The organism is Sphingomonas sp. PP-CE-1A-559 (assembly GCF_004340965.1).
GTDB lineage: Bacteria > Pseudomonadota > Alphaproteobacteria > Sphingomonadales > Sphingomonadaceae > Sphingomonas.
The window spans coordinates 519537-539696 of record NZ_SLYA01000001.1; the positions used below are offsets into that span (position 1 = coordinate 519537).

The 20160-nt window shown below is 65.1% G+C and carries 14 protein-coding genes and 1 tRNA gene; 7 read left to right on the forward strand and 8 right to left on the reverse strand.

Annotated elements, in window-relative coordinates:
• The first annotated feature begins 100 nt into the window (after positions 1-100).
• Both C8J42_RS02325 and C8J42_RS02330 read left to right on the forward strand, forming a co-directional pair.
• Positions 101-1195: a catalase family protein gene (locus C8J42_RS02325; RefSeq protein ID WP_132833297.1), complete on the forward strand. Its 1095-nt coding sequence runs from the start codon at positions 101-103 to the stop codon at positions 1193-1195.
• Positions 1188-1967 carry a metallophosphoesterase gene (locus C8J42_RS02330; RefSeq protein WP_235524603.1) on the forward strand — a complete coding sequence of 260 codons (780 nt, stop codon included), beginning with the start codon at positions 1188-1190 and terminating at the stop codon, positions 1965-1967. Before C8J42_RS02325 ends, C8J42_RS02330 begins: the two co-directional genes overlap by 8 nt.
• A gap of 144 nt (positions 1968-2111) precedes the next feature.
• Here the strand turns inward: C8J42_RS02330 and C8J42_RS02335 are convergent, their stop codons facing one another.
• The 6 genes from C8J42_RS02335 to rpoB all read right to left on the reverse strand — a co-directional run bounded on the left by C8J42_RS02335 (position 2112) and on the right by rpoB (position 13396).
• Positions 2112-2900 carry a hypothetical protein gene (locus C8J42_RS02335; protein WP_133018762.1) on the reverse strand — a complete coding sequence of 263 codons (789 nt, stop codon included), beginning with the start codon at positions 2898-2900 and terminating at the stop codon, positions 2112-2114.
• A gap of 92 nt (positions 2901-2992) precedes the next feature.
• On the reverse strand, positions 2993-3295 hold the full coding sequence (locus C8J42_RS02340; RefSeq protein ID WP_133018763.1) for a hypothetical protein: 303 nt from the start codon (positions 3293-3295) through the stop codon (positions 2993-2995).
• Between the two features lie 82 nt (positions 3296-3377).
• Positions 3378-4271, reverse strand: a complete 894-nt coding sequence (locus tag C8J42_RS02345; protein ID WP_165895404.1) for a glycosyltransferase — start codon at positions 4269-4271, stop codon at positions 3378-3380.
• Positions 4272-4831: 560 nt separating this feature from the next.
• On the reverse strand, positions 4832-9118 hold the full coding sequence (gene rpoC, locus C8J42_RS02350; RefSeq protein WP_056060318.1) for a DNA-directed RNA polymerase subunit beta': 4287 nt from the start codon (positions 9116-9118) through the stop codon (positions 4832-4834).
• A 45-nt stretch (positions 9119-9163) separates the two neighbouring features.
• A tRNA-OTHER gene (locus C8J42_RS19980) sits at positions 9164-9234 on the reverse strand.
• 7 nt (positions 9235-9241) lie between these two features.
• Positions 9242-13396 carry a DNA-directed RNA polymerase subunit beta gene (gene rpoB, locus C8J42_RS02355; RefSeq protein WP_056051380.1) on the reverse strand — a complete coding sequence of 1385 codons (4155 nt, stop codon included), beginning with the start codon at positions 13394-13396 and terminating at the stop codon, positions 9242-9244.
• A 363-nt stretch (positions 13397-13759) separates the two neighbouring features.
• On the opposite strand from rpoB, the gene C8J42_RS02360 reads away from it, so the two are divergent.
• Positions 13760-14242 carry a hemerythrin domain-containing protein gene (locus C8J42_RS02360; protein WP_056486723.1) on the forward strand — a complete coding sequence of 161 codons (483 nt, stop codon included), beginning with the start codon at positions 13760-13762 and terminating at the stop codon, positions 14240-14242.
• Positions 14243-14447: 205 nt separating this feature from the next.
• Here the strand turns inward: C8J42_RS02360 and C8J42_RS02365 are convergent, their stop codons facing one another.
• A complete protein-coding gene (locus C8J42_RS02365) occupies positions 14448-15194 on the reverse strand; it encodes a M15 family metallopeptidase (RefSeq protein ID WP_243644018.1) in 747 nt (248 codons plus the stop codon).
• Between the two features lie 48 nt (positions 15195-15242).
• Here C8J42_RS02365 and C8J42_RS02370 point away from each other — a divergent pair, with 48 nt between their 5' ends.
• From C8J42_RS02370 to C8J42_RS02385, 4 genes are all read left to right on the forward strand, one after another.
• Positions 15243-15959: an RNA pseudouridine synthase gene (locus tag C8J42_RS02370; RefSeq protein ID WP_133018766.1), complete on the forward strand. Its 717-nt coding sequence runs from the start codon at positions 15243-15245 to the stop codon at positions 15957-15959.
• Between the two features lie 21 nt (positions 15960-15980).
• Complete coding sequence (arfB, locus tag C8J42_RS02375) at positions 15981-16406, forward strand: alternative ribosome rescue aminoacyl-tRNA hydrolase ArfB (RefSeq protein ID WP_093399511.1); 426 nt, start codon at positions 15981-15983, stop codon at positions 16404-16406.
• Positions 16407-16676: 270 nt separating this feature from the next.
• Entirely contained in the window at positions 16677-17171 is a 495-nt protein-coding gene (locus tag C8J42_RS02380; RefSeq protein ID WP_133018767.1) for a GAF domain-containing protein, read from the forward strand.
• A 125-nt stretch (positions 17172-17296) separates the two neighbouring features.
• Entirely contained in the window at positions 17297-18364 is a 1068-nt protein-coding gene (locus tag C8J42_RS02385; protein ID WP_133018768.1) for an RcnB family protein, read from the forward strand.
• A gap of 1 nt (position 18365) precedes the next feature.
• Here the strand turns inward: C8J42_RS02385 and C8J42_RS02390 are convergent, their stop codons facing one another.
• Positions 18366-19790 (reverse strand): hypothetical protein, encoded by a 1425-nt coding sequence (locus tag C8J42_RS02390; protein ID WP_133018769.1) that lies wholly within the window; start codon positions 19788-19790, stop codon positions 18366-18368.
• Positions 19791-20160 lie beyond the last annotated feature (370 nt).

The window sequence follows — 20160 nt, forward strand, 5'->3', positions numbered from 1 at the left end:
CGGCCGCGCGCGTTTGGTTTGCAACGCACTGGGTTTGCAACGGGAGCGGAACGTCTTTCTGCTCAAGCGGTTACGGCTAGGTACCAAAGGAGATACCCCCATGCCCAGCAAACAACCCGTCCGTTTCGATCCCTCGGTCGAAACGATCGCGCCCGACGAGCAGGAGACGTTGAAGACGCTGGAGGGATCCTTCCAGGAAATTCTGGAGACGACGTCGCAGGATTATGGTCATGCGGTACGCTCGGTCCATGCCAAGGCTCACGGGATCGCGCGCGGGACGTTCACGGTAGCCGACAACCTCCCTGCCGAACTCGCCCAGGGCATTTTCGCCCGGCCGGGTACGCATGAAGCGGTGATCCGCATCTCTACCAACGCCGGCGACATCCTCGACGACAGCATCAGCCTGCCACGTGGCCTAGCGCTCAAGATCCTCGACGTTGAAGGCGCACGCCTGCCGGGCTCGGAAGGCGACACGACGCAGGACTTCATCATGGTCAACGGCCCGGCCTTCTCGGCGCCCGACGCCAAGGCGTTCTCGAAGAACCTCAAGTTGCTGGCCAAGACGACCGACCGGTTCGAGGGCGTGAAGAAGGCGATGTCCGCTACGTTCCGCGTCGTCGAATCCGCGCTGGAAGCAGTCGGTGGCCAGTCCGCCACGTTGCAGACGCTGGGCGGTGCCAAGCCCGTCCATCCGCTCGGCGAGACCTATTATTCGCAAACGCCCTTTCGTCACGGCGACTATATCGCGAAGGTCGCACTGTTCCCGGTCTCGCCGGGCCTTACCCGGCTCACCGGCGATACCGTCGATATCACCGCGCGCCCGGATGCGTTGCGCGAGGTCGTACGCGACGAGATGATCGAGCATGGCGGCACCTGGGAATTCCGCGTGCAGCTAAACACCGATCTCGAAAAAATGCCGATCGAAGATGCCTCGGCGGTGTGGGACGAGAAAGAGAGTCCGTTTGTGACCGTAGCAACGCTTGAAATTCCACCTCAGCTTTCTTGGGAGCAGGGCGTCACCGATCATACCGACGATGCGCTGTCGTACAGCATCTGGCACGGTATCACTGCCCACCAGCCGCTCGGCGGCGTCAATCGCGCCCGCAACGAAACGTACAAGCAGTCGGCGAACTTCCGTGGAAAGTTCAATGGGTGCCCGATGCACGAGCCGACGAAGCTGTCCGAAATTGCCTGAGGCCCGCACGCTGAAACTGTTCCACGTCAGCGACGTGCATTTCGGCGCGGAGGACCCGGCGGCAATCGCCTGGTTCTCCGAACGCGTTGCCGAGGAGAAGCCGGACGCAGTCATCATGACCGGCGACCTGACGATGCGCGCCACCAAGGACGAGTTCCAGCAGGGCGGCGACTGGCTGCGTTCGCTCGGCGTGCCGGTGACGCTGGAAGTCGGCAATCATGACATCCCCTATTATTGGGACCCGTTCCGCCGGCTGCTCGCGCCGTACCAGCGCTACGCGGCCGTCGAGCAGATGATTGAGAAGCCGTTGGAGCTTCCCGGCGTCACCGTCGTCCCGCTGAAGACGACGGCGCGAGCGCAGTGGAGGTGGAACTGGTCGAAGGGGCGTGTGAGCCCCGGTTCGCTCAAGCGCGCGCTGGCAATGATCGCGGACGTGCCGAAGGGCAATCTGATCTTCATCGGCGCGCATCACCCGCTGATCGAAGGCGGCACCACCGGGACCGCCAAGACGCGCAACGGCGACAAGGCGTTGACGGCACTGGCCGAGGCTGGGGCACATGCGGTGTTGTCGGGGCACGTCCACGATCCGTTCGATGTGCCGGTCGAGCGGGCAGGGCGGATCATCCGCATGATCGGTGCCGGCACGCTGTCGAAGCGTACGAGGGGTAGCCCGCCTGCGTTCAACGAGATCCGTGTCGAAGGTGGGAAGTTTGAGACGTTGGCCAGAACGCTGTCTGACGAAGCGAAGCACTCGATTACGAGTGAAGTCTGACGAGAGTTTCGTTCCTCCCCTGCAAGGGGAGGGTGGCGCGAAGCGATGGAGGGGGAGAAACATGCAACTAACGTTGTCCCTGACCTCCCCCTCCGTCTGGCAAGCGCCAGCCACCTCCTTGGCGGGGGAGAATAAGAAGCTTGCCTAGTCCGGCGTTCTGCCGGAATTGAACTCAATATCGATCTCGACCCAGCCGCCGAGGATCTGCTTCCCGCCGACACGCGGGGGACGGACGCGGAACTGCCACGCAGCTTGGCGCATCGCGCGCGCTAGACCCGATCCTACCGGCGACTCGCTGAGCGCTCGGCAATTCTCGACCTGGTAATTCGCGATCATGCGGCAGGCGATCTTCGCCCAGCTGTTCGGCGGCGGCGGGCTTTTCAGATAGCCGTTGAGTTCGGCATCGGTCGGTCGGCGATACCATTCGACCTTGTACAGCCGCTCGCCACCCGGGCCTTCGCCGGGACCGTAGGCCGAACCGCTGTCCTTGCCCTTGCCCGACCCGCTGCCACCGTCACCGCCGGCAAGCTGGTCGTCGGGATGCGACGGCATCTTCGAGATATCCGCGGCTTCGAACATCTCCATCCCGCCGAGCATCTTGATCGGCAGCGGTGGCGGCGATGTCGGCGGGGCAGGGGGCGCCTGTGCGGACGGGACCCTGGGGGCGGCCCGCTGCGGCGAACCGCCGCTCGCACGCTTTGCCTTGGTCGGTGACGGCGTGCGCTTTTGAGGCGTGGGGGCAGTCTGATCGGGGGCGATCTGGAACGTGACCGGCTCGCGACGCTCCTCGGGCTTCGAGGTAACCGAGGGCGCCAGTCGCAACAGCAGCAGGAGAATAAGGACATGCGCGATGACGGTCAGCACGAACGCGCCGCTGCGCCGTCGGGTCGAACCGCGCGTCTCGATCGACGAAGGATGGTACGCCGACCGCATCGGCAGTCCGCCTAGACCTGCGAGCGCGCGACGGCAACGCCCGGCGTCGATGATCTTTTTGTCACCATGATCCCTGAAAACTGTCGACCAAGTCAGCCGCGCACAACGACGAGCGCCGCGATCGCGTCCGCGGCGGCCTCCGCGCCGTTCGCCCGCGCAACCTGCGCGCCGACCTGCGCGGCCTTCTCGCGCATCCGGTCGGTCAGGATGGCGGTGATCGCAGCGCCGGCGTGCGCGGTCGTGAAGTGTTTCGACGACAGCGTCTTGCCGACGCCGATCGATTGAATGCGGTGCCCGTTGTCGTATCGCCCATGTGCGGGACGACGAGTTGCGGTTTGCCGGCGCGTAGCGCTTGCCCGGTCGAGCCCGCGCCGCCGTGATGGACGATCGCGCAAGCTAGCGGGAACAGCAGCGAGTGCGGCGCATAGCGGCAGACATGGACGTGTTCGCTCGCTGCTGCCAGATCGTCGCTACCGGTCAGCAGTACCGCGCGCAGCCCGAGCGTTCGCGCGGTCGAGGCTGCAGCGTCGTAGAAGTCGCCAGGCGCAAACGTCGCAAAGGATCCCAGTGTGAAGACCAGCGGCGGTGGACCGGCGGGAGGAACGCCTCAAGCGCGGGATCGAGTGTTTCGGGGGCGCCGGTATCGCTGTCGAAGATCGCAAAGCCAGTGACGCGCGCATTGTCGGGGAGGTCAGGCTGGCGCGGCGCGATGGCCGGCGAATAGCAGCATAAGGTCAGGTCGGCGCTCTCGGGCGTCTCGAGCAGCAACGCCTGGCGTGACGGCGGCAGGCCGCGTATCTTGCGAACCGCATCGACGGGGCGTCCATACCGATGTCGCAGCACGCCGCGCATGACCCGGTACACAGACCGGTTCCAGGCGCGGCCGATCGGTCCGGTCGGTGCGTGGGCCATCATCGCGAAGTCGGGCGTGCGGGGTGGTGCATAGGCGGAGAAGGTCGCCATCGGCTGGAGCCGGACGTTGACCAGCGGCACGCCGCGCGCTTCCGCGACGATCGGCGCGGCGAACACGAACAGTGAGGCGACCAGCGCGACTGCGCCCTCCATCGCGTCGTCGAGCGCCGTCGTGCTGTCGGCTAGCCACGGCATCAGGATCCGGTTCATCAGATAGGTCTGATTCGACATGATCCGCTTTGCGACTTGGTCGGGCGGCATGCCCAAGGTCTCCGTCAGCGCGTCGAACCCGCCGACGATGGCCACGCCGGTGAGGCCTGCGGCTTCGACCTTGGCGACGTGGTCAGCCGGTACCGCCAGCACAACCGCGAACCGTCTCGCCTTGAGCGCAAGGCCGATCGCGATGAAGGGATGCAGGTCGCCAAGCGAGCCGACCGTGGCGAGGACGATCTTTCGCATCGGCTCCATGTGGTCCTTCCGGGCCGCTAGTTTCGGCGGCACCCGCTGCAGCCGTACAGCGGGAATGCGACTCATTTATTGCGGCGCAATTGCCGGCGCCGTGGTGAGCGGCATGAAGCCACATGCGCTGGGGGTAGGGCTGATCAACGGTCAGTTACAGCCGCCAGATCGGCATCTTCCCCGTCATGCCGGACAAGCTGCGGCATCCACGGTGGCGCAAATCGAAAGACTTGTCTTGTAGAACGGGGGACGCCGGATCGCGTCGATATCCCTCTTGAGTAGGGAGCGACTTGCAATTTGACGGCGGCACACTCTTGTTCTCCCGCGAAGGCGGGAGCCCAGTCTGGATCCCCGCCTTCGCGGGGAAACAGCTTGCCTGACAGCTGTACCCTTCGAACCCATCAAACCGACCGGAAAACTTTGGACTGAAGCCCTTCCAAAGCTTTGAAGGTCGATCAGTCCTCCTCTGCATCTGCGCCAGCCAACAAAAAAGGCCGCCGCCCGGTGTCCCGGACGGCGGCCTTTTCCTTAGTCAGCGCCGAGGCGTCTGACGAAACCGATTACTCGGTCTCGTTCAGATACTCGCCGGCATCCGCGTCGGTGCCGGTGCCCGAGGTGACGACCGCTGCGAGCGGATCCTCACCCGTGCCGCCTGCATCACGCGGCGAGCGCGCGAGTTCGGCGGCGTGCTCGTCGGCAGCCGACATCGGTGCCACGATCGACACCTCCGCCATCTTGCGCTGCTGGACGCGCATCGCGGCGTCGCGGCTGTTGGCCACGACACGCAGGCGGTTGAGGCCTGCACCGGTGCCTGCCGGGATGAGCCGGCCGACGATCACGTTCTCCTTCAGGCCCATCAGCATGTCCTGCTTACCCTGGACCGCTGCCTCGGTGAGGACGCGGGTGGTCTCCTGGAACGACGCCGCCGAGATGAAGCTGCGGGTCTGCAGCGACGCCTTGGTGATGCCGAGCAGGATGGGCTTGCCCTGTGCGCGGGTCTGCTTCTTCTCCAGCTTCTCGTTGGTCGCGTCCATTTCCTCGCGATCGACCTGTTCGCCCTTCAGCAGCGTCGTGTCGCCGCCGTCGGTGATCTCGACCTTCTGCAGCATCTGACGAACGATCGTCTCGATGTGCTTGTCGTTGATCTTCACGCCCTGGAGACGGTAAACCTCCTGGATTTCCGACACGAGATATTCGGCGAGGGGTTCGATGCCCATCGTCTCGAGAATGTCGTGCGGATCAGGCGAGCCGCCGATCAGGTTATCGCCGCGCTTGACGTAATCGCCTTCCTGGACGTCGATGACCTTCGACTTCGGCACCAGATACTCGACGACGTCGCCGCCATCCTCAGGCTGGATGCCGATCTTGCGCTTCGCCTTATAGTCCTTGCCGAACACGACGCGGCCCGAGATCTTGGCGATGATCGCCGAGTCCTTGGGGATGCGCGCCTCGAACAGCTCGGCAACACGCGGCAGACCACCGGTGATGTCGCGCGTCTTGGCGCTCTCGCGGCTGACGCGGGCCACGACGTCGCCGCCGAACACCTGTGCGCCATCCTCGACCGACAGCGTAGCGCCGATCGCCAGCATGTAACGACCGGTCTCGCCCGACGTCTCGTCGAGCAGGGTCATGCGCGGACGCAGATCCTCCTTCGACTTGGTCGCCGCACGATATTCGATCACGACGCGCTGGGCGATGCCCGTGGCTTCGTCGGTCTGCTCGGTGAGCGTCTTGCCCTCGATCAGGTCGACATACTTGATCGTGCCAGGGTTCTCCGTGATCACCGGCATGGTGAACGGATCCCACTCGGCCATCCGATCGCCGCGCGACACGATGTGACCATCGTCGAACAGCACGTACGCACCGTAGGGGATGCGATCGACCGAGAGCTCGCGGCCGTCCATGTCGACGATCGCGATTTCGCCCGAGCGGCTGAGCACCACGCGACGGCCACGCTGGTCGACGATGATACGCAGATCGCGGAACTGCACCGTACCGTCAGCGTGAGCTTCGAGGTTCGACGTTTCGTTGAGCTGCGCCGCGCCACCGATATGGAACGTACGCATCGTCAGCTGCGTGCCCGGCTCACCGATCGACTGCGCGGCGATGACGCCGACAGCTTCACCGATGTTCACCGGCGTACCGCGGGCGAGATCGCGCCCGTAGCACTTGCCGCAGACGCCGATCTTCGACTCGCAGACCAGCGGGCTGCGGATCTTGCACGACTGCGTACCCAGGCCTTCGATCGTCGTGATCATCGGCTCGTCGAGCAGCGTGCCCGACGGGATGACGACCTTGCCGGTCTTCGGATCGACGATGTCCTCCGCGGTCGTACGACCGAGGATGCGCTCGCCGAGGCTTGCGATCGTCGAACCACCCTGGAGAATGGCCTTCATCTCCAGCGCGCGGGTCGTGCCGCAATCCGGTTCGATGATGACGCAATCCTGCGACACGTCGACCAGACGACGCGTCAGGTAGCCCGAGTTCGCCGTCTTCAACGCCGTATCCGCGAGGCCCTTGCGAGCGCCGTGGGTCGAGTTGAAGTATTCGAGGACGGTCAGGCCCTCCTTGAAGTTCGAGATGATCGGCGTTTCGATGATCTCGCCCGACGGCTTGGCCATCAGGCCACGCATACCGGCAAGCTGCTTGATCTGCGCCTGCGAACCACGAGCACCCGAGTGAGCCATCATGTAGATCGAGTTGATCGGCTTTTCACGGCCGGTCTCCTCATCGACCTTCACCGCACGGATCTCGTCCATCATGGCGTTCGCGACCTGGTCGCCGCAACGGCTCCAGGCGTCGATCACCTTGTTGTACTTCTCCTGCTGCGTGATCAGACCGTCCTGATACTGCTGCTCGAAGTCCTTCACGAGCGCCTTGGTATCGTCGACCAGACCAACCTTGGCGTCCGGAATGATCATGTCGTCCTTGCCGAACGAGATGCCGGCGCGGAACGCGTGGCGGAAGCCGAGCGACATGATCGCGTCGGCGAACAGCACGGTCTCCTTCTGGCCGGTGTGACGATAGACCTCGTCGATCACGTCGCCCACGTCCTTCTTGGTGAGGAGGCGGTTGACGGTGTCGAACGGCACCTTGTGGCTGTGCGGCAGGCACTCGCCCAGCAGCATGCGGCCCGGGGTCGTCTCGTACCGCTTGAGGTACTGCTTGCCCTTCTCGTCGGTCTGCGGAACGCGGCTGATGACCTTGGTGTGCAGCGTGACCGCCTGAGCGTTCAGCGCCTGGTGCACTTCGGCCATGTCACCGAGCAGCATCCCCTGGCCCGGCTCGTTCTCCTTCATCATCGACAGATAATAGAGACCGAGGACCATGTCCTGCGACGGAACGATGATCGGCTTGCCGTTGGCGGGCGACAGGATGTTGTTCGTCGACATCATCAGGACGCGTGCTTCGAGCTGGGCCTCGAGGCTCAGCGGGACGTGCACGGCCATCTGATCGCCGTCGAAATCGGCGTTGAACGCGGAGCAGACCAGCGGGTGAAGCTGGATCGCCTTGCCCTCGATCAGAACCGGCTCGAATGCTTGGATGCCGAGACGGTGAAGCGTCGGCGCACGGTTCAGCATGACCGGATGCTCGCGGATCACCTCGTCCAGGATATCCCAGACCTCCTTGCGCTCCTTCTCGACCCACTTTTTAGCCTGCTTCAGGGTCATCGACAGACCCTTGGCATCGAGACGTGCGTAGATGAACGGCTTGAACAGCTCGAGCGCCATCTTCTTCGGCAGGCCGCACTGGTGCAGCTTCAGCTCAGGCCCCGTCACGATGACCGAACGACCCGAATAGTCGACGCGCTTGCCGAGCAGATTCTGACGGAAGCGGCCCTGCTTGCCCTTGAGCATGTCGGACAGCGACTTCAGCGGACGCTTGTTGGCGCCCGTGATCGTGCGACCGCGGCGACCGTTGTCGAACAATGCGTCGACGGCCTCCTGGAGCATGCGCTTCTCGTTGCGGACGATGATGTCCGGCGCACGAAGCTCCATCAGGCGCTTGAGACGGTTGTTGCGGTTGATCACGCGGCGATACAGATCGTTCAGATCCGACGTCGCGAAACGACCACCGTCCAGTGGCACCAGCGGGCGCAGCTCGGGCGGGATGACCGGAACGACCTCGAGGATCATCCACTCGGGGCGGTTGCCCGAATCGATGAAGCTCTCGACGACCTTCAGGCGCTTGATGATCTTCTTGGGCTTCAGCTCGGACTTGGTGACCGCGAGCTCTTCGAGCAGCGCGGTACGCTCACCGACGAGATCGAGCGATTCGAGCATGATGCGAACCGCTTCGGCACCGATACCGGCCGAGAACGCGTCCTCGCCATACTGGTCCTGCGCGTCGAGGAGCTCGTCCTCGGTCATCAGCTGGTACTTCTCGAGCGGCGTCAGGCCCGGCTCGATCACGATGTACGCCTCGAAGTACAGCACGCGCTCGAGCTGCTTCAGCTGCATGTCGAGCAGCAGGCCGATGCGCGACGGCAGCGACTTCAGGAACCAGATGTGCGCGACCGGGGCGGCGAGCTCGATATGGCCCATCCGCTCGCGGCGAACCTTCGAGACGGTAACCTCGACGCCGCACTTCTCGCAGACGATGCCCTTGTACTTCATGCGCTTGTACTTGCCGCACAGGCACTCGTAGTCCTTGATCGGACCGAAGATGCGCGCGCAGAACAGGCCGTCACGCTCGGGCTTGAACGTGCGGTAGTTGATGGTCTCGGGCTTCTTGATCTCGCCGAACGACCACGAACGGATCTTGTCCGGGGACGCGATGCCGATCTGGATCTGGTCGAACGTCTCGGTCTTGGCGACCGGATTGGCGAAGGGGGTCATCTCGTTCATATTTTAGTTCCCGTTTGGGAGAAAATTTCCAGCGAAATTTACGTTGGCTAGCGGCAGGTTTCGAACCTGCATCCTCGACCACTCCGTCGTGCGTCTACCATTTCCGCCACGCTAGCCGTAAATTCACTCCGCCGCGATCTGGATGCCGTCGCTGTCGAAGCCGGGCTCCGACTGCTTCAGGTCCACATTCAGGCCGAGCGAGCGCATTTCCTTGACGAGCACGTTGAAGCTCTCCGGGATGCCGGCCTCGAACGTGTCGTCGCCCTTGACGATCGCCTCGTAGACCTTGGTGCGGCCGACCACGTCGTCCGACTTCACCGTCAGCATTTCCTGCAAGGTATACGCCGCGCCGTAGGCCTGGAGAGCCCAGACCTCCATCTCGCCGAAGCGCTGCCCACCGAACTGCGCCTTACCACCCAGCGGCTGCTGCGTGACGAGGCTGTACGGCCCGATCGACCGTGCGTGGATCTTGTCGTCGACCAGATGGTGGAGCTTCAGCATGTAGATGTAGCCCACCGTCACCTTGCGATCGAACTGATCGCCGGTGCGGCCGTCGAACAGATCCGACTGACCCGACGTGTCGAGGCCCGCCAGCGCCAGCATCGCCGAGACGTCGGCTTCGCGGGCACCATCGAACACCGGCGTCGCCATCGGCACGCCGCCCTTCAGGTTCTTGGCCAGCTCGACGATCTCGTCACCCGTGCGGGCGTCGATCTCGGCATGATACTGCTCGCCGTACACCGTCTTGAGGCGATCGCGGACCGCCTCGGGCATCGCACCCGGCTTGGCGTCCGGGTTCTCTTCGCGCCACGTCTCGAGAGCCGCGGTGATCGACTGACCCAGGCCACGTGCCGCCCAGCCCAGATGCGTCTCGAAGATCTGCCCGACGTTCATGCGCGACGGCACGCCCAGCGGGTTGAGGACGATATCGACCGGCGTACCGTCGGCGAGGAACGGCATGTCCTCCGCCGGCAGGATGCGGCTGATGACGCCCTTGTTGCCGTGACGGCCGGCCATCTTGTCGCCCGGCTGCAGCTTGCGCTTCACCGCGACGAACACCTTGACCATCTTCAGCACGCCCGGCGACAGCTCGTCACCACGCTCCAGCTTCTCGCGACGATCGTGGAACTTGTCCGTGATCAGCTTGGCGGCATCGTCATACTGGATCTTGACCGCTTCCAGATCGCTCTGGACCTTGTCGTCGGCGACCGCGAACTTCCACCACTCGTGGCGGTCGACGCTGTCGAGCAGATCCATGTCGATCACGACGCCCTTCTTGACGCCCTTCGGCGCCGAGGTGGCGGTCTGATCGAGCAGCATCTCGCGAAGACGCGACCAGGTCGCACGGTTCAGGATCGAACGCTCGTCGTCCGAATCCTTCTTCAGGCGCTCGATCTCCTCGCGCTCGATCGCCATCGCGCGCTCGTCCTTGTCGATGCCGTGACGGTTGAAGACGCGAACGTCGACGACCGTACCCGACACGCCCGGGGGCAGGCGAAGCGACGTGTCGCGCACGTCGCTGGCCTTCTCGCCGAAGATCGCGCGGAGAAGCTTCTCCTCCGGCGTCATCGGCGATTCACCCTTCGGCGTGATCTTGCCGGCGAGAATATCGCCCGGCTCCACCTCTGCACCGATGTAGACGATGCCCGCTTCGTCGAGGTTGCGAAGCGCTTCCTCGCCGACGTTCGGGATGTCGCGCGTGATGTCCTCAGGCCCAAGCTTGGTATCGCGAGCCATCACCTCGAACTCGTCGATATGGATCGACGTGAACACGTCGTCCTTCACGATCCGCTCGGAGATCAGGATCGAATCCTCGTAGTTGTAGCCGTTCCACGGCATGAACGCGACGAGGCTGTTGCGACCCAGCGCCAGCTCGCCGAACTCGGTCGACGGGCCGTCGGCGAGCACGTCGCCGGCACGAACCGCATCGCCCACCTTCACCAGCGGACGCTGGTTGATGCAGGTCGACTGGTTCGAGCGCTGGAACTTCATCAGCGTGTAGATGTCGACGCCCGACTTGCCGGCATCGATCTCGCCGGTCGCCCGGATCACGATACGCGCCGCGTCGACCTGGTCGACGATGCCCGCACGCTTTGCCGAAATTGCTGCACCAGAGTCACGCGCAACCGTCTCTTCCATGCCGGTGCCGACGAACGGCGCCTCGGCCTGGACGAGCGGCACGGCCTGACGCTGCATGTTCGAGCCCATCAGTGCGCGGTTGGCGTCATCGTTTTCCAGGAACGGAATGAGCGATGCGGCGACCGAGACGAGCTGCTTGGGGCTGACGTCCATCAACGTGATGTTGTCCGGCAGCGCCATCAGGAATTCGCCAGCCTGACGCGACGACACCAACTCCTCGACGAAGCCGTTCGACGAGTCGAGCTCGGCGTTGGCCTGCGCGATCGTGTGCTTGGCCTCTTCCATCGCCGACAGGTACACGACGTCGTCGGTAACCTTGTGGTCGACGACCTTGCGGTACGGAGTCTCGATGAAGCCGTACTTGTTGACGCGCGAGAACGACGCGAGGCTGTTGATCAGACCGATGTTCGGGCCTTCCGGCGTCTCGATCGGGCAGATGCGGCCATAGTGCGTCGGATGAACGTCGCGGACTTCGAAGCCGGCGCGCTCACGCGTCAGACCACCTGGTCCTAGTGCCGACACGCGACGCTTGTGGGTGACTTCCGACAGCGGGTTGGTCTGATCCATGAACTGCGACAGCTGCGACGAGCCGAAGAATTCGCGGACCGCGGCAACCGCAGGCTTCGCGTTGATCAGATCGTTCGGCATGACCGTCGAGACATCGACCGACGACATGCGCTCCTTCACGGCGCGCTCCATGCGGAGCAGGCCGACGCGGTACTGATTCTCGAGCAGCTCGCCGACCGAGCGGACACGACGGTTACCGAGGTTGTCGATATCGTCGATTTCGCCCTTGCCGTCCTTGAGGTTCACGAGCGTCTTGATGACCTCGAGAATGTCCTCGGTACGCAGCGTCGTCACGGTGTCCTCGACGTCGAGGTCGAGACGCATGTTGAGCTTCACGCGACCGACGGCCGACAGGTCGTAGCGGTCCGGATCGAAGAACAGACCCGAGAACAACGCCTCGGCCGTCTCCAGCGTCGGCGGCTCGCCGGGACGCATCACACGGTAGATGTCGCTGAGAGCCTGCTCGCGCTCTTCGGCCTTGTCGACCTTGAGCGTGTTGCGGATCCACGGACCGGTCGCGACGTGATCGATGTCGAGCAGGTCGAGACGCTCGATGCCTGCCTGGTCGAGCAGTTCGAGGTTCTCGGCGGTCACTTCGTCACCGGCTTCGATGTAGATGCGGCCGGTCGACTCGTCGATCAGATCGTAGGCCGAATAACGCCCGAAGATTTCCTCGGTCGGGATCAGCAGGTCGGTGAGACCGTCCTTGAACGCCTTGTTCGCAGCGCGGGGGCTGATCTTCTGGCCGTTCGGGAACACGACTTCGCCGGTCTTCGCATCGACGATGTCGAACATCGGCTTCTGGCCACGCCAGTTCTCGACCTGGAACGGAACGATCCAGCCACCCTGGCCGCGGACGAACGTCACGCGGTTGTAGAAATAGTTGAGGATCTCTTCCGACGTCATGCCGAGCGCGTAGAGCAGCGCCGTGACGGGCAGCTTGCGCTTGCGATCGATGCGGACGTTGACGATGTCCTTCGCGTCGAACTCGAAATCGAGCCACGAACCGCGATACGGGATCACGCGTGCCGCGAACAGGTACTTGCCCGATGCGTGCGTCTTGCCGCGATCGTGATCGAACAGCACGCCCGGCGAACGGTGCATCTGGCTGACGATGACGCGCTCGGTACCGTTGATGAAGAACGTGCCGTTCTCGGTCATGAGCGGCATGTCGCCCATGTACACGTCCTGCTCCTTGATATCGATGACCGACTTGGCCTCGGTATCGGGGTCGACCTCGAACGCGGTCAGACGCAGCGTGACGCGCATCGGCGCGGCGTAGGTGATCCCGCGCTGGCGGCATTCCTCGACGTCGAACTTCGGCGGCTCAAGGACGTAGTCGTCGAAATCGAGATAGGCGGTGCCGGCGAAGTCCTGGATCGGGAACACGCTGCGCAGCGTCTTCTCGAGACCCGAGACGTGGCCGATCGACTTGTCGGAGCGCAGGAACTGCTCGTAGCTCTCGCGCTGGACTTCGATCAGGTTCGGCATCTGCACGACTTCGTGGATGTTGCCGAAAACCTTGCGGATACGGCGCTTTGCAGTGCCGTGTTCGATCGCCTTGGATGCCATAGGTTTATTTTGCCTCGTCAGCCGAAAATTCGTGCTCGGGAACCCCCGAGCGGGACGCACGTTCACGCAAAAAGGCCGCGCGCATCAGGTGCGGCGGCTCTCAGCGTATGAAACCTCGGTATCCAATACGATCGACACGCTGCGCGACGGCATGTCATTTCCCGGATGCTGTGGTGAGATGCGGATATAGGCGTGGCACGGCGTGATGTCAAAGGGCCGGCGTCAAACGGTCGTTTCGACACGGTCCGGCTGCCGGAAATACTATAGCTACTAGGCGCTGGCCGACGCTATCTGCATCCCTGACACGATGTAACGCGTATTTCCAGTATCACCGGGTGGCCCTCGCAAGGAGTAGGCGGCGTCATGAACGACAGGATCGCAGTGCGGACAGTATCCGACCAGGATCGCGCGAACTGGACACGGCTGATCGATGATCACGAGAAGATCGCGGGGCAGTGCGCCGACCTCGTCCTGCTCGCGCGGCAGCCGAGTACCCAGAGCGCGCTCGCCTCGCGCAAGCTGATCGAATTGGCCGTGACCGTCGCCGATCATCTCGGCGTCGAGGACGAGGTGATCGATCGCACCGTCGTGGCGATGGAAGCGCACTGCTCGGCTGATACCATCGCGATGATGGAAGAGGACCTCGACATCCTCCGCTCGGATTGGAAGGCGTTCATCGGTCGCTGGCTGCCGACGATTTCGCCGAAGGACTGGGCCGCGTTCGGCGTGCAGGCGGAGTCGATGCTCGATCGCTTGTCGCATCAGGTGAAGCTGGAGACGGAACTGCTGTACGACCACGCGTTGCGCGACGGCGTCGTGCGCCCTGGTGGGCTCGTGCTGCATTGAGTGGTGGCGGGGCAGCCAGTCGGATCGTTGCTCCAACCGCACCCCCGAAAAAGCTACCACCCCGGCGAAGGCCGGGGCCCAATTGGTAAGGTGGTAGTAACGAAGCACCGCGCTACGTCATTGCCGTCCCCCAATTGGGCCCCGGCCTTCGCCGGGGTGGTGCCGTCGCGGGCAATGTGCGTCGCTAGCGAAACGTTGACATCGCCTACCGCCGCTTCTTCTTCGAAGGCACAACCACCACCGGCGCCACCGGCACCGGCGGTTGCGCCGTTACCTTCACCACCAGCGGCAACACCCCCGGATCCGCCGGATACTCCCGCCGAGCCCGCGCAAACACGAACCGGGCCTTCGCCGCCCCGGGCGCACTCTCGCTCGCCCCGACCCAGCGCCAGTGCCACGGCTCCCACTTCACATGCTGCTTGTTCCCACCGGGAAAGCTCTGCTCGAACCCGAACCGCGGGGCGTTCAGTCGCAGCCAGCGCGCGGCAGGGGTAGCGGCCATGCAAGCCTCCGCATCGGGACACCCGTTCGCCGGACGCACCGCGAAATCCAGCGCATAGCCGGTGGAGTGCTCGCTATACCCCGGCGGCGCGACCGAGATCGCTCGGTCGGCCGGGCTGCTCGTCTCGCCGCGGCAGAACACGCTGCGCTGGCGGGCGATCGACCGCTGGCACGACAGCGCGCGGAGCTGGCCCATCACCGAAGGATCACCCTGCGCCGCCGCGAACAGCCGCAGGAGGTCGGGCAATATGTCGGCGCGTACCACGCAAGGATTGCCCACCGAATACTCCGACGGCAGCGTCACCAGTTCGCTCTCGGGCGCGTCGCCGTACGGCAAATGCCCGAACGCGCGACCGTCTGGCGCGATCGCCGCGCTCTGTCCCTCGCACAATTGTGCTTCCGCGATTGTGGGGGCGAACAGGAGCGCGAGGGCCAGCGTGCGGTGCAACATCGACGCGGGCTCTGGCACGCAGGCGCTAATGATGGCAAGGGCGGCGCCATGCATGGTGAACGCGTACTTTTCCTCGACGGCGAGGCCCTGGTGATCGACAAGCCCGCAGGGCTGCCGGTCGATCCGCCCCGCGATGGCTCGCTTAGCCTCGAAAATCATCTCGAAAGCCTGAAGTTCGGCTTCCAGCGCTGGCCGAAGGCGGTGCACCGGCTCGACCGCGACACGAGCGGTTGCCTGCTCCTGTCGCGCAACCCCAAGGCGCATGCCCGGTTGCAGCAGGCGTTCGAGCAGGGCCTCGTCTCGAAACGCTACGTCGCGCTGCTCGATGGCGTGGTCGAGGGCACGTCCGGCCTGATCGAGATGGCGCTCGGCAAGGTCAGCACCGCCGAGACCGGCTGGCGGATGGTCGAGGACCCCGAGGGCAAGAAGTCGCGCACCAAATGGCGCGTGCTCGAGATCAGGGACGGCCGCTCGCTAGTCGAGTTCCTGCCCGAGACCGGCCGCACGCACCAGATCCGCGTCCACGCCGCGAGCGGCCTTGGTGCGCCGGTGGTCGGCGACGGCGTTTATGGCAAGGCGGACGGGCTCGGCATGATGCTCCACGCGCAACGCCTGATCGTGCCGCGCCCGGGCAAGCCCGACGTGCTCGCCGAAGCGCCGCTGCCCGAGCGGTTCGCCAAGGCCGGTTTCGCTGACGAGGCGACTCCGGTTGCCAATGCCGCACCGGTTGCCGAAGTTACGACGCCCGACTCTACCGACGACTGAGTGGGCTGAGGGCAGGGGCTGATGGTCGCGATCCCGATCACCCGATCGATCTCGATCGACGACAGCGAGCTGATCGAGAGCACCACGCGGTCAGGCGGTCCTGGCGGTCAGCACGTCAACACCACCGACAGCGCGGTCATCCTACGCTTCGACGTCGGCCTCTCGCCCGGCCTGCCGCTGGCCGTGAAGAACCGCATCGCCGTGCTGGCCGGGTCTCGCCTCACGCGTGACGGCGTGCTGGTGCTGCGCAGCGAAGGGTCACGCTCGCAACTGCTCAACCGCCAAGAAGTCCGCGAACGCCTCGTCGCGCTGATCAAGGAAGCGACGATCGTCCCCAAGGCACGCCGTGCGACCAAGCCGTCCAAGGCGGCGAAGGCACGGCGGGTCGATACGAAGAAGGTGCGCAGCGGGGTCAAGGCGGGGCGGGGCAAGGTCCGCGACGACTGAGGGCGCCACCTATGGCCGTCTCGCTAACGTCCGTCGGCCAGCCTAGCGCACGACCTCGCAATCCTCCCCCGCCAGGGGGAGGTGGCTGGCGCTAGCCAGACGGAGGGGGAGGCACGCGATGCCGGATGTTCCGTGTCCTCCCCCTCCGACGCCTTCGGCGCCACCTCCCCCTGGCGGGGGAGGATCGCCACATTGCCGCTGCGTCACCCCAGCTTTCGCTGGGTGACGGATTTGGGGGAGCGTTAGCTGCCTCTCAATCAAGGAAGACAGATGTACCAGTTTGATATCTCCGCCGGCACCAAGGCCGATCTCTACCGCGACCTGCTCGCCGCACTCGACGCGCTGACAGCGGACGAGACCGATCCGATCGCCAACATGGCGAATGCGGCGGCGCTGGTGTGGGAATATCTCCCCGACCTGAACTGGGCGGGGTTCTACCGCCTCCTACCCGATGCGCAGGGGGGCGAACTCGTGCTCGGCCCGTTCCAGGGCAAGGTCGCCTGCATCCGCATCCCGGTGGGCAAGGGCGTCTGCGGGGCCGCCGCCGCGACGCTGAAGACGCAGTTGGTCGAGGACGTCCATGCTTTCCCGGGGCACATAGCCTGCGACGCGGCAAGCCGGTCGGAACTGGTGGTACCAGTGACCCGCAACGGCACACTGATCGCAGTGCTCGACCTCGACAGCCCCGAACCCGCGCGATTCGATGTCGAGGATGCGGCGGGGTGCGAGGCGCTGGCGGCATTGCTGGCCGAGCGGCTTGCCTAGCACGTACTGACGCGCCCCGTTTCGGGACAGCACGCCTTCTGGCGACTCCCCCTCACACTTGGTAAGCAACGCGTTAAGATATCCGGCGTTTGCGCTGGATCGGGTGGCAAACCAGGGAGACGGACATGCGGAGGCTTTTGATCGCGAGCGCGGGGCTGGTGTTGGCAGGCGGTGTCGCGGACGCGCAACGTCCCGGCGCAAGCTATCCCGCGCCTGGGACCGCCCCCGGCGCTGGGATGCAGGCGCCGATGGCCCGTCCCGGCCGTCCCGGGCCGATTGCCGCGCAGACGCCTGTCGTGCAGGCGCCGATCCGACCGGTCGTTGCGCCGCGGTCTGCACGCTGGGGCAGCAAGATCGGCGGGCGCTGGTGGGCAGGTGCCAACGCCCCCGGTGGCTGGGCCGGCTATCGCCGTCCGCATCGCGGCTGGGCCGTACCCGCCTATTGGAACGCACCGCGCTTCTACGTCGGCGACTGGTCGAATTACGGTCTCGCGCAGCCGCCGCAGGGCTATAATTGGACGCGCTACTACGACGACGCCGTGCTGATCGACGCGCGCGGGTCGGTCTACGATACGACAAGCGACATAGACTGGGATCGTGCCGGCGGCAGCGGCTATGTCGCAGCCGACCCGCGCGCCTATGCACGGAACGACGAGGTCTATTCGGCCCCGAGCGATCGCGGGTACGTCACGCCCTACGCGGATCGCCCAGCACCCCGCCGCGACACCGGTCTGGGTGGCGCCGCGATTGGCGCGGTCGCAGGCGGCGTCGCCGGCAACGTCATCGGCGGTCGTGGCAATCGACTCGGCGGGACATTGATCGGGACGGGGCTCGGAGCCGCGGCCGGCTATGCGATCGACAAGGCCGAGGATCGCGGTCGTCCGGCACCGCCGCCGCCGGTTCCAGGATATGGCGCCGGCTATGCAGCTCCGTCCTACGTGAACGACTACTCGCCGCCGCCGCCCTCCTATGACGCTGGGTACCCGCAACCCCGTAGCCATGTTGTGGCACCAGGGGGCAGCTGGACATCGCCGGATGGTCTCACCACGGTGACGACGACCAGCGGCCAAGCGTACCCGACCGGCTCGACGACGGTGGTCGTGCAGTCCGTGCCGGTGACGACGACCACCACCACGACCGAATATTACGACACGGTGCTCTATCCGCGGAAAAAGCTGCGCCGCCGCCGGTAACTCAGCCGAGCATGCCCGCATAAGTCTGCGGCGGTTGGGGCAGCAGGACGCGTGCGGCGATCCCGCAGCCGACGACCAGAATGAGGACGCCTGCGCCGACCGCGAGTATTCTTCGCGGCGGCGCGCGATCGGCGAGCAGCACGGTCGCCACCGCGGTCGCCATCATCGGCCACAGGTGATAGCGCAGGTCGGACGCGATGCTCAGCACCGCAAAGCTCGCCTCGAGCGCCAGCGCGGACACGAGCAGCGCAGTGGCAAGATCGCGGGCCGGATCGCGCGCTCGTGACACGCTCGCGGCAATCGCGGTGATCGCGACGACGATCCACGCGATCGGCCAGCCGAGCGGCGTCTCGACCACCACGGCGGTCAGCGCCTCCCAAGCATGGGCTGCGGCACCCGGATTGGCGAGCCCGAGCGTGTTCGGCTCGGACGCGGCAGGCGGTGCTGCGCTCGGCCAATGGAATGGGACCAACCAGCGGTCGGTCGAGTTCAGGTGCGCGAGGCGGTGTCCGGCATAGGCGATCGGATGATGCAGCGCCGCCGACGCCAACGTGACGTACAGCGCCCCGGTCGGCAGCGCGCGCAGCCGTGCCATCGTCGTCCCGCAATGCGCCTCGTCGCCTAGCGGATCCCAGAAGAACGGTTTCGCACAACCCCGGGCGATCACGGTCGCAGCCTCCGACTGCGTAAGGCCGGTGGTGTCGCTGGTCGGGACGCGCGCGGCTATGCCGGCGAGGTCGTAGAGCGCCTGTGTCGACTCGACCCCGCTGGGTTGCGCGCCGAGCAGCCGGTGGTTCACGACGGGCGCAACGCCGAGCACGAGCACCACCGCGATAAGGCCGGTTGCAAGCTTTGCTACAGGGTGGGTCGGGCGCGGGGCGAGCGTGACGAGCAGGGGGACGACGATGAAGACGGCGTTGGCGCGGATCAGCACGGCGTAGGCCAGCAGCACCGCGATCGGAACCAACATCACGCCGGGCAGCGGACGGCGCGCAAGCCGCCACCAGCCGACAATTCCGACTGCAGCGAGCAGCGCACCGGCGAGTTGCGCGTCCTTGAGAACGACGCCCTGCCAGCCGAGGAAAGGCGGGAGCAGGCCGATCGCGAAGATGACCACAGCGCTCCGCGAGCGCCCGAACCGGGCTAGCGCGGCTGCGATCAGCCCTAGGCCCAGCCAATAGGTGACGAGTTGCAGGACCAGCATCGGCGTCGCACCGGGGCCGAACGCCGCGAGCAGCGCCCAGACGCGCGCCATCGCCGGCGGATGCCAGTCGTCGTACACGCCCGACAGGACTTGCCGGTATTGCGCAACGGTGTCGTACATCGCCGTGCCCGGCCAGAACAGCGCGAGCGATGCGATGCACAGCCCGGTTGCGGCTATGGCGATGTAGCGCTGTTGGGGGCGAGCGGCAGGTTCGATCGACATTCGTGGGTCCTGCACGTTGAAGTCTTAGCCGCGAGATCCTTCCAGCCGGACCTGATGGCTGGCGCGACCTTTCGGTGCGTCACACGCAACAGTCAAGAAAGATAGGGCCGAAACGGCATAGTTTGCCCGGATCGGTCGGTCGGCCGGATATCGCTGGTACAGGGCCGCTAGCATGCCTGCCATTACACGTCGTCATTCTGACGAAAGTCAGGATCCAGAGTTACAACGGGCTGCGGGCGGTATCTTGGATCCTGCCTTTAGTCAGGATGACGGAAAAGCGCGGCGTACCAACGTCAAATCCTCCCCGCCAGGGGGAGGTGACTGGCGCTTGCCAGACGGAGGGGGAGGTAAGCGACCACGCCTGCTTCGT

What these genes read in the sequence shown, in the direction of transcription:
- C8J42_RS02365 (WP_243644018.1), bottom strand. Translation starts at nt 15,194, where the DNA reads ATGTTGCACCGCACGCTGGCCCTCGCGCTCCTGTTCGCCCCCACAATC.
- C8J42_RS02325 (WP_132833297.1), top strand. Translation starts at nt 101, where the DNA reads ATGCCCAGCAAACAACCCGTCCGTTTCGATCCCTCGGTCGAAACGATC.
- C8J42_RS02335 (WP_133018762.1), bottom strand. Translation starts at nt 2,900, where the DNA reads ATGCGGTCGGCGTACCATCCTTCGTCGATCGAGACGCGCGGTTCGACC.
- C8J42_RS02390 (WP_133018769.1), bottom strand. Translation starts at nt 19,790, where the DNA reads ATGTCGATCGAACCTGCCGCTCGCCCCCAACAGCGCTACATCGCCATA.
- rpoC (WP_056060318.1), bottom strand. Translation starts at nt 9,118, where the DNA reads ATGAACGAGATGACCCCCTTCGCCAATCCGGTCGCCAAGACCGAGACG.
- arfB (WP_093399511.1), top strand. Translation starts at nt 15,981, where the DNA reads ATGGTCGCGATCCCGATCACCCGATCGATCTCGATCGACGACAGCGAG.
- C8J42_RS02380 (WP_133018767.1), top strand. Translation starts at nt 16,677, where the DNA reads ATGTACCAGTTTGATATCTCCGCCGGCACCAAGGCCGATCTCTACCGC.
- C8J42_RS02385 (WP_133018768.1), top strand. Translation starts at nt 17,297, where the DNA reads ATGCGGAGGCTTTTGATCGCGAGCGCGGGGCTGGTGTTGGCAGGCGGT.
- rpoB (WP_056051380.1), bottom strand. Translation starts at nt 13,396, where the DNA reads ATGGCATCCAAGGCGATCGAACACGGCACTGCAAAGCGCCGTATCCGC.
- C8J42_RS02370 (WP_133018766.1), top strand. Translation starts at nt 15,243, where the DNA reads ATGCATGGTGAACGCGTACTTTTCCTCGACGGCGAGGCCCTGGTGATC.
- C8J42_RS02360 (WP_056486723.1), top strand. Translation starts at nt 13,760, where the DNA reads ATGAACGACAGGATCGCAGTGCGGACAGTATCCGACCAGGATCGCGCG.
- C8J42_RS02345 (WP_165895404.1), bottom strand. Translation starts at nt 4,271, where the DNA reads ATGCGAAAGATCGTCCTCGCCACGGTCGGCTCGCTTGGCGACCTGCAT.